A 10,997-nucleotide genomic window follows, 5' to 3' on the forward strand; every position below is an offset into this window, starting at 1 on the left:
GGTCGATGGCGCGCCACCTGCTGGGGGCGTTGTTCCTGCTGTCGGCCGCAACCACCCGGGCCAGCGCGCCACCGGATGCTCCCCCGGTGTACTTCGACTGGTTCGAGTACCGCGGCAATGACCAGGCGTTTGAAGTGCCGCTGCCGGCCGGCCACTACCGCAATCCTGTCCTGGCCGGCTTCCATGCCGATCCCAGCGTCGTGCGCGCGAACGGCCGGTTCTACCTGGTCAATTCCAGCTTCACCTACTTCCCTGGCATTCCGGTGTTCGAAAGTGCCGACCTGGTGCACTGGAAGCAGATCGGCAATGTGATTGACCGCCCCACGCAACTGGATTTCGACGGCCTGAGCGTCTCGCGCGGCATCTTCGCGCCGACCATCGAGTACCACGACGGTACCTTCTACGTCGTCACCACCGCCACCGACAGTGGTGGCAACTTCATCGCCACCGCGCGTGATCCGGCCGGTCCGTGGTCCGATCCGCACTGGCTGCCCGGCATCGATGGCATCGACCCGTCACTGTTCTTCGACGATGACGGCAAGGTGTACCTGGTCAACAACGATGCACCGCCCGGCCCGCCGCGCTACGACGGGCACCGCGCCATCTGGATGCAGCAGATCGATCTGGCGGCGTTCAGGCCGATCGGGCCGCGCCGGGTGCTGGTTGATGGAGGCGTGGAGCCGGCAAAGAATCCCATCTGGATCGAGGGACCGCACATCTACAAGCGGGAGGGCTGGTATTACCTGTCCGACGCTGAAGGAGGTACCGGGCCGCAGCATTCGCAGGTGGTGCTGCGCAGCCGCACGGTGTGGGGCCCCTACGTTCCCTATACGGGCAATCCGATCCTGACCCAGCGAGAACTGCCGGATGACCGTCCACTTCCGATCACCAATGCCGGCCATGCCGACCTGGTCGAAGGCCCGGATGGCTCGTGGTGGGCGGTGTTCCTGGCCAGCCGCAACTACCAGAAGCGGCACTACAACACCGGGCGCGAGACCTACCTGTTGCCGGTGCGCTGGCAGGATGGCTGGCCGCAGATCCTGCCGGTTGACCAGGCCATTCCCTATGTGGCCAAGGCCCCCGCGTGGATGCAGGGCGAGGCATCCCAGGCCCCTTCGACCGGCAATTTCGTAGCGCGCGACAATTTCGATGGCCCGACGCTTGATCCACAGTGGCTGCGCGTGCGGGTGCCCCGGCATGCCTGGGCCGACCTGGCCACGCGCCCCGGCATGCTGGCCGTGCATCCGCTTGCCGAGGATCTGGACACGCTGCGCAATCCGACGTTTCTCGGCCGGCGCCAGCAGCATCTGCGCTTCGAGGCGAGCACCGCGATGACCCCGCCAGCTTCCGGAGTCGCCGCCGGTCTGGCGGCGTTCCAGAGCGAGGCGTACTGGTACTTCCTTGGCGTTCGTGACCTTGGCGGGGGGCGCCTCTCGCTCTTCCTCGAAGCGCGCGACGGTGGCCGCAGCACGCGGACGCTGGCCAGCCGTGAAGTACCGGTGCCTGCAGCACTGCGCCTGAAGATTGCCGGCAACGAGGGCGACTATGCGTTCTCGTTCGACACCGGCGATGGGCAGGGCTGGCAACTGCTCGCAGGCGGGGTGGACGGCACCGTTCTGAGTACGGACCGGGCAGGCGGCTTCGTGGGCGCACTGCTGGGTCCTTTCGCGCGCGACGAGCGCACCGGGAGAAGCAAATGAGGCTGTCGATTTCGTCCAAGGCCCGCCGCCGTACCTTGCGCGGTGGGGCCGCGCTGTTCGTACTGACCTGCGTGGCGGCCGCCGCGTCCGCGGCCGCGCTACGGCCCTGGCTGGACGTTTCGGCCAGCTTCGAGCAACGGGCCGCCGCACTCGTCGCGCAGATGACGCTGGAAGAGAAGGCCGCGCAGATGCAGAACGCCGCGCCGGCGATCGAACGGCTGGGGGTACCCGCCTACGACTGGTGGAACGAGGGACTGCACGGCGTCGCACGGGCAGGGCAGGCCACGGTGTTTCCGCAGGCGATCGGCCTGGCCGCGACCTTCGATGTACCGTTGATGGGGCAGGTGGCCGCGACCATCAGCGACGAGGCCCGCGCAAAGCACCACCAGTTCCTCCGCGAAGGCTCGCACGGGCGTTACCAGGGTCTGACCTTCTGGTCGCCGAACGTCAACATCTTCCGCGACCCGCGCTGGGGCCGCGGACAGGAAACCTATGGCGAGGACCCGTACCTCACCGCGCGCATGGGCGTGGCCTTCGTACGTGGCCTGCAGGGCGACGACCCCGTCTACCGCAAGCTGGACGCCACCGCCAAGCATCTGGCCGTGCACAGCGGACCGGAGGCCGACCGCCATCACTTCGATGCACGGCCCAGCCGGCGCGACCTGTATGACACCTACCTGCCGGCGTTCGAGGCGCTGGTGAAGGAGGGCGACGTCGATGCGGTCATGGGCGCCTACAACCGCGTGTACGGGGAGTCCGCCAGTGCCAGCCGTTTCCTGCTGCGCGATGTGCTTCGACGCGACTGGGGCTTCAAGGGCTACGTGGTCTCGGACTGCTGGGCCATCGTCGATATCTGGAAGCACCACCGTATCGTCACCACGCGCGAAGCCGCTGCGGCGCTGGCGGTGAGGAACGGCACCGAGCTGGAATGCGGCCAGGAGTACGCCACATTGCCCTCGGCCGTGCGCCAGGGGCTGATCAGCGAGGCGGAGATCGACGATGCAGTGACCCGCCTGTTCACCGCACGGATGCGCCTGGGCATGTTCGACCCACCGGAGCGGGTGCGCTGGGCGCGCATTCCGGCCTCGTTGAACCAGGCGCCGGCCCATGATGCGCTGGCCCTCAAGGCCGCGCAGGCATCGCTCGTGCTGCTGAAGAACGACGGCATCCTTCCACTGTCGCGCGACATCAAGCGCATTGCCGTGGTCGGACCCACTGCCGACGACACCATGGCACTGCTCGGCAACTACTTCGGCACACCGGCGGCGCCGGTGACGATCCTGCAGGGCATACGCGAGGCGGCCAAGGCCGTTGAAGTGCGTTATGCCCGCGGCGTCGACCTGGTGGAAGGCCGCGACGATCCCGGCGCCACACCGCTGATCGAGCCGACCTATCTGCGGTCCTCGGCGGAGTCGCCCGAGCGCGGCCTGCGCGGTGAGTACTTCCGCACGCCCGACTTGTCCGGCACTCCGGCCCTGGTGCGTACAGACGCGCAGATCGGCTTCCGCTGGGACCGCGGCTCGCCGACCGACAACCTGCTGGCTCGCGGCGAAGCGGCACCAGGGCAGGGCATACCCAACGACCGCTTCAGCATCCGCTGGAGCGGCCAACTGCTGCCGCCCGTGTCCGGTCGCTACCGGCTGGAGGTGGCCGGCGATGATGGCTACCGCCTCTATCTGGACGGCAAGCGCGTGATCGATCACTGGGTGAACACGGATCGCCTGCATGCCGAGGGTGTCGAACTCGACCTGCAGGCCGGGCGTGCTTATGAGCTGAAGCTGGAGTACTACGACGACCAGCGCGATGCCGGCGTGCGCCTGGGCTGGCGCATGCCCGGCGCCAAGGCACCGTTCGATGAAGCGCTCGATGCCGCACGCGATGCCGATGTGGTGGTGTTCGTTGGTGGACTCACCGGCGATGTCGAAGGCGAAGAGATGACGGTCAACTACCCGGGCTTTGCCGGTGGCGACCGTACCGACCTGCGGCTGCCCGCGCCGCAGCGCACCCTGCTGGAGGCCCTGCACGGCACCGGCAAGCCGGTGGTGATGGTGCTCACCGGTGGCTCGGCCATCGCCGTGGACTGGGCGCAGGCGCATCTGCCGGCGATCCTGATGAGCTGGTACCCGGGGCAACGCGGCGGCACCGCTGTCGGCCAGGCGCTGTTCGGCGACGTCAATCCCTCCGGCCGTTTGCCGGTCACGTTCTACAAGGCCGGCGAAGCGATGCCGGCATTCGACGACTACGCCATGGAGGGCCGCACCTATCGCTACTTCCGCGGCACGCCGCTGTATCCGTTCGGTCACGGTCTGTCGTATACGCGGTTCGACTATGGAACGCTCCGCCTCGATGCAGACAGCCTCCGCGCCGATGGCCGCCTGGGCGTGGCAGTGGATGTCGCCAACACGGGCACGCGCAGCGGTGACGAAGTGGTACAGCTGTACGTGCGGCGCGAGCACGCCGGCAGCGGCGATGCCGTGCAGGAACTGCGTGGCTTCCAGCGCGTCCAGCTGGCCCCGGGCGAACGCCGCACGGTGACGTTCACCCTGGAGGCGGCGCAGGCCCTGCGCCACTATGACGAGGCGCGTGCGGCGTACGCGGTGCAGCCCGGTGCCTACGAGGTCAGGGTGGGGGCGTCCAGTGCCGATATACGTGCGCAGGGCAGGTTCACCGTGGTGCCCGCGCATGACTGATCGCCCCCGCCGGCATCGATTCCCCTTCGACCAGATCCCTTTTCCAGGATGTCCGCTGCATGGCAAGCACTGAACACGCACTATCGGTACGCGAGAAGCTCGGCTACAGCCTGGGCGATCTCGCTGCCAACCTGATCTTCCAGACCCTGATCACCTACCTGGCGTTTTTCTACACCGACGTCTACCGCCTGCCAGCTGCCACCGCGGCCACGATCATCTTCGTGGTCGGCCTGCTGGGTGCGTTCGTGTTCACGCCGTTGATCGGCATCGCGGCTGACCGAACGTCCACCCGCTGGGGCCGCTTCCGCCCGTGGATCCTGTGGACGGCCATTCCCTTTGGCGTACTGTCACTGCTGGCATTCAGCACCCCCGACCTGGGCGAGCGCGGAAAGGTGATCTATGCACTGGCCACCTACGCGCTGCTGGTCTGCGTTTACGCCGCGAACAACCTGCCGTACTCCGCGTTGAGCGGCGTGCTGACCGGCAGCATGGCCCAGCGCAACAGCCTGTCGGCCTACCGCTTCGTGGCCGTGATGATCGCGCAGTTCATCATCCAGGTGCTGCTGATGCCGCTGGTGCTGATCCTGGGCAATGGCGACCGGGTGCGCGGCTTTGAACAGGTCATGACCGCCTTCGCACTGATCGGCACGGTGTTCTTCCTGATCACCTTCGCCACCACCCGCGAGCGCATCGTGCCGACGCGCGAGCAGACCGGCGGCATAGTGCAGGACCTGTCGGACCTGCTGCACAACCGCCCGTGGCAAGTGATGCTGGCGCTGACCGTGCTGGTGTTCATCAACCTGGCGTTGAAAGGCGGCACCTACATCTATTACTTCCAGTACTACATGAGCGAAGCGGCGCTGGCCGGCTTCCTGGAAAACTCAGGCTTCAACGGCCTGATCAGTGCATTGAATGGCGCCCTGGCCAGCGCCGGTTTCGCGGCGTTCACCTGGCCGAAGGATGCGGCCACCTCGGCGTTCAGCCTGTTCAACGCGTGCGGCATCCTCTGCATGATCCTGGGTATCGGCGCATCACGGCGGCTGGCGGATCGCTTCGGCAAGCGCGATGTCTTCGGTGGCGCCCTGTTTGTCTCGACCCTGTTCCTGCTGGCCTTCTACCTGTTCCCCCCGACGGCGATGGCGGTGGCGTTCGCAGCCTTCATGCTGCATGGCTTCTGCTATGGCATCACCATCCCGTTGCTGTGGGCGATGATCGCCGACGTCGCGGACTACTCGGAGTGGAAGAACCATCGAAGGGCAACGGCGATCATCTTCTCGGCGATGTTGTGCGGGCTGAAGATCGGCCTCAGCGTCGGCGGCGCGCTGGTCGCCGCGATCCTTGCCCACTACGGCTACCAGGCAGGACTGGCGCAACAGCCTGAGGGCGTGGTGCAGGGCATCCGCTTGACCGTAAGCGTCTACTGCTCCCTTCCTTTCCTGCTCGCCGTGGCGCTGCTGTTCTTCTACAGGATCGACAAGCGCACCGAAACCCGCATCGAGCAGGACCTCCACCTGCGTCGACGTTCCGCCGACGCCTCCGCGTAACGCCAAGATGACAACCATGATCGACCTCCATGCCGGCGAAGACGGCCAGGCCAGCAAAGCCCGTCTTGCGCAGCTCACCGCGCACGCCATTTCGCAACCGCTGGTGACCCACATCTACACCGCCGACCCTTCGGCGCACGTGTTCGAGGGGCGCCTGTACATCTATCCCTCGCACGACATCGACGGTGGCCAGCCATTCGACGACGAAGGTGGCCATTTCGGCATGCAGGATTACCATGTGCTGAAGATGGATACGCCCGATAGCGCGGCCATGGATTGCGGCATGGCGCTGCACGTGCGCGACGTGCCCTGGGCGCGGAAACAGATGTGGGCCCCCGATGCCGCCTGCCGCGATGGCCACTACTACCTGTACTTCCCGGCCAAGGACGCCGAGGGCCGGTTCCGCATCGGCGTGGCGATCGGTACGCGGCCGGAGGGCCCGTTCGTGCCCCAGCCGGAGCCGATCAAGGGCGCGTACTCGATCGACCCGGCCGTGTTCGAAGACGAGGATGGCAGCCACTACCTGTACTTCGGCGGCATCTGGGGCGGGCAGCTGCAGAAGTATCGTGACAACCAGTACAGCGAGGCCCACGAGGAACCCGAGGGCAGCGCGCCGGCCCTGGGGCCGCGCGTGGGCCGCCTGGACGCCTGCATGACCGAGCTGGCCGAACCCACCCGCGAAGTGCAGATCCTGGATGAGCATGGCCAGCCGCTGCGTGCGGACGACCATGCGCGCCGCTTCTTCGAAGGCCCGTGGCTGCACAGGTACCAGGGTCGCTACTATCTGTCGTACTCCACTGGCAACACCCACCAGCTGTGCTACGCCATCGGCGACAGCCCGTATGGCCCGTTCACCTACGCTGGCGTGATCCTCACCCCCGTCGTGGGCTGGACCACCCACCACTCCATCTGCCAGTTCGAAGGGCAGTGGTACCTGTTCTATCACGATGCGCTGATGTCCGGCGGCATCACCCACCTGCGCTCGGCCAAGTGCACGCCGCTGCACATGGAGCCGGACGGAAGCATCCGCACGATCAATCCGTATGGGGCCTGAGCGCATGCTGCCGGTGGATGATGCGCTGGCCCCGCTGCCGGCCGGTGAACTGCACTGGCTGAGATGCGGCGAACTGGAGGTTGCGCTCGCCGCAGGGGCGGGCGGGCGCGTGGCGCACCTGCGTTACCAGGGCGTGGAGTGGCTGGTGGACGCGCAGGAGGGCGGGGCGGCTGCGATCGCCTGGGGCTGCTACCCGATGGTGCCCTGGGCCGGTCGCATCCGCCATGGAACGTTCCGCTTTGATGGCAGGCCGCATCGGCTGCCGCTCAACTTCGACGGGCATGCCATTCATGGGTTGGGCTTCTCGCGACCGTGGCAGATCGACCGGCTGGATGCGGCGGCAGCCAGGTTGTCGCTGGCGTTGCCGCGCGACGGCTACTGGCCCTTCGGTGGCATTGCCATGCTGGACCTGCAGCTGCAGGCCCACACCCTGCAGATGCGCCTTTCGGTCCAGGCCGGCGAGCAGGCGATGCCGGCGGTGCTGGGCTGGCATCCCTGGTTCCGGAAGCCGGACCGGCTGCTGTTCACGCCTCGTGCGATGTACCCGCGGGACGAGGAAGGTATTGCCACGCTGCCCTGTGTGGATCCCACTACCGGTCCCTGGGATGACTGCTTCATCGCCGACAGCGACATCACGCTGATACGCGAAGGCCAGCGCCTGCGGCTGCGCTCGGACCACGACCATTGGGTGGTCTACGACGGCACGCCGCACGCCACCTGTGTCGAGCCGCAGAGCGGTCCGCCGGACGGCTTCACGCTGGCGCCGCACCGGCTGGAGCCCGGCCAGCGCCTCGCGTTGACGTTCGACCTGGCGTGGGCGGCGGACAGCACCTGAAACCCCGGCCAGGGCAGGCGATCATCCGGGTGCCGGGCGGTCGGTACGCCGCCTGGACCGGCCGTGGACCCGGTGCCTGACACGGGCCGCGCCCAGGAGCACCTGACATTTCCTACAGGTTCCAGTCGATCCGCATGCCCGCGATCAGCGCATCCGGCAGGTCGTGCTGGCGTGCGGGCTCATTGAACTGGTCGGGGTGCACGATGTAGTGCAGGTTCGGTGCAACACGAAGCTGCGGGGTGAGCTGGATGCCATAGCTCAGCTCCATCATCACCTGGCTCCCGTGCGGGGTGCCGCTGCCACCGGCTGCGGCGCGGGCGAGGCGCAGGTCTTCCAGCGCCATGCTGCTGTACTTCTGCTGGGTCACGACGAAAGCGATGCTGTCCTGCGGCCGGTGGGCGAACGTGCCTTTCTGCACCAGCCCGGCCTGCAGGAAATGATCCTCGATCAACTGGCCAGAGGTGCCCTTGAGCGCCGCACCGAAAAGGGTCAGGCCACGGCCGCTGCCATCACTGCTGAGCTGCTGCTCGAAGCGGGCGAACGCGCCGGAGCGACCGTGACGTGTTGCGTATTCCTGACCACTGAGCAGCGCCGGGATGCCGTTGGCATCGCGCAGCGGATCGCGATAGGTCGAGTTGTCCTGCCAGCCACCGAGTTCGTAGCGGGCTTTCAGTCGTGCCGAAGCAGGGCTGCGCCAGCCGATCGTGTAGGGCACGATCCAGCCGGTGGCCTGGTTCGTATTCCACTTCAGGCCATGCTGGCCATCCTCGGCCTGGCTGGGATCAACCTGGTAGGCGCCGACGCGCACGTAGACATCGGGCGTCACCCAGGCCGTGGCATCGGCCATCCAGCTCGATACCGGCCACCAGGTGAAGTTGCTGGTACGGAATACGTAGGTCGGGTTGCCGCAGGCCGAGTTGCCCTGGAAGTACTGGCACAGCTCCGAACCGAGATGATGGATGTTGGCGACGCTGCGTCCCGCCTCAAGCACCAGCCGGTCGTCCAGCAGTTTCTGCTCCAGCGTCAGGTTGGCCAGGCGCGTGCCCTGGCCACCGTAGATTTCCTGCACCGAGGTGCTGTTGCCCGTGCTGCTGTTGGCGAGGTTGGTGCCATGACGATTGATGCCGTAGGCCTTGATCGTCGCGCCTCGCCAGCCAAACGCAGCGTCCAGGTCCACGTCGGCACCGAACATCAGCTGGCCGGCATAGGCCGTGCCGCTCCGCTTGCCCCCATCGAGCGTGGCGGCGGCTTCGCCGGTGTAGGCGAGCTTGGGAGTGAAGACGTCGCTCGCGTCTGCGGTGGTGGCCAGGGATGGCAGGGCAAGCGCGATCGCCATCGGCAACATGTGTCGGGAAGAGCGGGTCATGGGCGAGGGTCCTTGTGCAGGGCGTAGGTCGCTGCGCCCCTGCGTGCGCAGGGGAGGTGGAAGGGGCTTGGTGATGGGGTGGATCAGGCCGGCGTGGTGACCGGCTTCTTGAGGATGCGCAACGCGACTGCAGTGACGGCCACGCCCGCCAGCAGTGCCAGCAGGTAGATGCCGAGGTGAGTGACTGCGTTCGGGATCGGCAGCACGAACACGCCGCCGTGCGGCACCTTCAGCTCGACGCCAGCGGCCATCGAGATTGCACCTGCCACGGCAGAACCAAGGATCAGCGCCGGAATGGTGCGCAGCGGATCACGCGCGGCGTAGGGGATCGCGCCTTCGGTCACGAAACTGAGGCCAAGCACGCCGGCGGCACCGGCCGTGCCGCGCTCCTCGGCGGTGAAGCGGTTGCTGAACAGCCATGTCGCCAGTGCAATACCCAGCGGCGGCGTCATGCCGCCGATCATCGTCGCCGCCATCGGCGTGTAGACCTGGCTGGAAATCAATGCAGTAGAGAACGCGTAGGACGCCTTGTTGACCGGCCCGCCCATGTCCACTGCCATCATTCCGCCCAGCAGCAGGCCAAGCAGGATCGCGCTGCCGCCCTGCATACCGCGCAGCCAGTCGGTCAGCCAGGCCAGCAGGCCGGCGACCGGCGTGCCGATCACGTACATCATCAGCAGGCCGACCAGCAGCGTGCCCAGGACCGGCAGGATCAGCACCGGCTTGAGGCCTTCCAGGCTGCGCGGCAGGCGCAGCGCACGGTTGATCCAATGCACGCCGTAGCCGGCGATGAAACCGGCCAGGATACCGCCGATGAAGCCCGCATCCATGTTGACTGCCACCAATCCCCCGATCATGCCCGGGGCGATGCCCGGGCGATCGGCGATGGAGTAGGCGATGTAGCCGGCCAGTGCCGGCACCATCAGCATGAAGCCGGACTTGGCGCCGATCTGGAACAGCGACCAGGCCAGCGTGCCCTTGTGTGCATCGTCGAAGGCATAGATGCCGCCGAGCGCGAACGCCAGTGCGATCAGCAGGCCGCCGGCAGTGACGAACGGCAGCATGAACGACACGCCGGTCATCAGGTGCTTGTAGGGGCCGGTCACCCTGGCCTTCTCGGTGGTGCGACCTGAAGCCACCGTGCCGGTCTGCACGCCAGCTTCGGCCAGCGCCTTGCGGATCAGGTTCTGGCCGTCGCTGATCGCCGGTTTGGTGCCGCTCTTGAACAGGCGTTTGCCAGCGAAGCGCGACAGATCGACTTCGCGGTCTGCGGCGATCAGGACGAGGTCAGCAGCCGCGATTTCCTCGTCGCTCAACGCGTCCTGCGCGCCGACCGAGCCCTGGGTTTCGACCCGGATTGCATGGCCCAGCGCCTTGGCGGCCTGTTGCAGCCCCTCCGCCGCCATGAAGGTGTGAGCGATGCCGGTGGGGCAGGAAGTAACGGCGACGATGCGCTTGCCGGCATTCGTGCCAGCGTTGCTCGACAGTGTGGCCGCGAGCGGTGCGAGCGCCGCAACCGGGTCGTCCAGTACCTCGCCCAGGCTGGCATGCGCGACTTCGGCATTGGCGAAGCGCGCGATGTCCGCCTCACCATCCCCCACCAGCAGCAGGTGCGTCGCGGCGGCGGCGTTCGATGCAGGTAGTGCGCCGGTCACGCCCTGGTCGCTGCGGATCTCGATCATCAGCTCCAGCCCGCGCTGGCGGGCGGCGCGGCGCAGCGCTTCGGCGGCAAGAACCGCCTCGATGCTGCGCTCGCCAGCGGCGATGACTACGGTGGAAGCGTGCATGGGAACTCCTGGAATTCTTCG

General features: G+C 67.1%; 7 protein-coding genes. 5 read left to right on the plus strand and 2 right to left on the minus strand.

Annotated features, from left to right (window positions below):
• Positions 1 to 5 precede the first annotated feature (5 nt).
• The 5 genes from AC5QAH_RS05225 to AC5QAH_RS05245 are packed head-to-tail and all read left to right on the plus strand — an operon-like array spanning position 6 to position 7,823.
• Positions 6 to 1,700 (plus strand): glycoside hydrolase family 43 protein, encoded by a 1,695-nt coding sequence (locus AC5QAH_RS05225; RefSeq protein ID WP_495232193.1) that lies wholly within the window; start codon positions 6 to 8, stop codon positions 1,698 to 1,700.
• Positions 1,697 to 4,390: a glycoside hydrolase family 3 protein gene (locus tag AC5QAH_RS05230; RefSeq protein ID WP_495232151.1), complete on the plus strand. Its 2,694-nt coding sequence runs from the start codon at positions 1,697 to 1,699 to the stop codon at positions 4,388 to 4,390. Before AC5QAH_RS05225 ends, AC5QAH_RS05230 begins: the two co-directional genes overlap by 4 nt.
• A gap of 59 nt (positions 4,391 to 4,449) precedes the next feature.
• Positions 4,450 to 5,934 (plus strand): MFS transporter, encoded by a 1,485-nt coding sequence (locus AC5QAH_RS05235; RefSeq protein ID WP_495232152.1) that lies wholly within the window; start codon positions 4,450 to 4,452, stop codon positions 5,932 to 5,934.
• Between the two features lie 16 nt (positions 5,935 to 5,950).
• On the plus strand, positions 5,951 to 6,988 hold the full coding sequence (locus tag AC5QAH_RS05240; protein ID WP_049455219.1) for a glycoside hydrolase family 43 protein: 1,038 nt from the start codon (positions 5,951 to 5,953) through the stop codon (positions 6,986 to 6,988).
• Positions 6,978 to 7,823: an aldose epimerase family protein gene (locus AC5QAH_RS05245; protein ID WP_495232153.1), complete on the plus strand. Its 846-nt coding sequence runs from the start codon at positions 6,978 to 6,980 to the stop codon at positions 7,821 to 7,823. The genes AC5QAH_RS05240 and AC5QAH_RS05245 overlap by 11 nt, the downstream gene beginning before the upstream one ends.
• 112 nt (positions 7,824 to 7,935) lie before the next feature.
• On the opposite strand, the gene AC5QAH_RS05250 is transcribed toward AC5QAH_RS05245, so the two are convergent.
• Both AC5QAH_RS05250 and AC5QAH_RS05255 read right to left on the minus strand, forming a co-directional pair.
• Complete coding sequence (locus AC5QAH_RS05250; RefSeq protein ID WP_495232154.1) at positions 7,936 to 9,189, minus strand: carbohydrate porin; 1,254 nt, start codon at positions 9,187 to 9,189, stop codon at positions 7,936 to 7,938.
• An 83-nt stretch (positions 9,190 to 9,272) separates the two neighbouring features.
• Positions 9,273 to 10,976 (minus strand): PTS fructose transporter subunit IIC, encoded by a 1,704-nt coding sequence (locus tag AC5QAH_RS05255; RefSeq protein ID WP_495232155.1) that lies wholly within the window; start codon positions 10,974 to 10,976, stop codon positions 9,273 to 9,275.
• Between the last annotated feature and the right edge of the window lie 21 nt (positions 10,977 to 10,997).

The organism is Stenotrophomonas sp. YJH_SMC_43, from assembly GCF_059372535.1.

Coding starts and splice junctions, on each gene's coding strand:
- AC5QAH_RS05225 (WP_495232193.1), top strand. CDS start 6: ATGGCGCGCCACCTGCTGGGGGCGTTGTTCCTGCTGTCGGCCGCAACC.
- AC5QAH_RS05230 (WP_495232151.1), top strand. CDS start 1,697: ATGAGGCTGTCGATTTCGTCCAAGGCCCGCCGCCGTACCTTGCGCGGT.
- AC5QAH_RS05235 (WP_495232152.1), top strand. CDS start 4,450: ATGGCAAGCACTGAACACGCACTATCGGTACGCGAGAAGCTCGGCTAC.
- AC5QAH_RS05240 (WP_049455219.1), top strand. CDS start 5,951: ATGATCGACCTCCATGCCGGCGAAGACGGCCAGGCCAGCAAAGCCCGT.
- AC5QAH_RS05245 (WP_495232153.1), top strand. CDS start 6,978: ATGGGGCCTGAGCGCATGCTGCCGGTGGATGATGCGCTGGCCCCGCTG.
- AC5QAH_RS05250 (WP_495232154.1), bottom strand. CDS start 9,189: ATGACCCGCTCTTCCCGACACATGTTGCCGATGGCGATCGCGCTTGCC.
- AC5QAH_RS05255 (WP_495232155.1), bottom strand. CDS start 10,976: ATGCACGCTTCCACCGTAGTCATCGCCGCTGGCGAGCGCAGCATCGAG.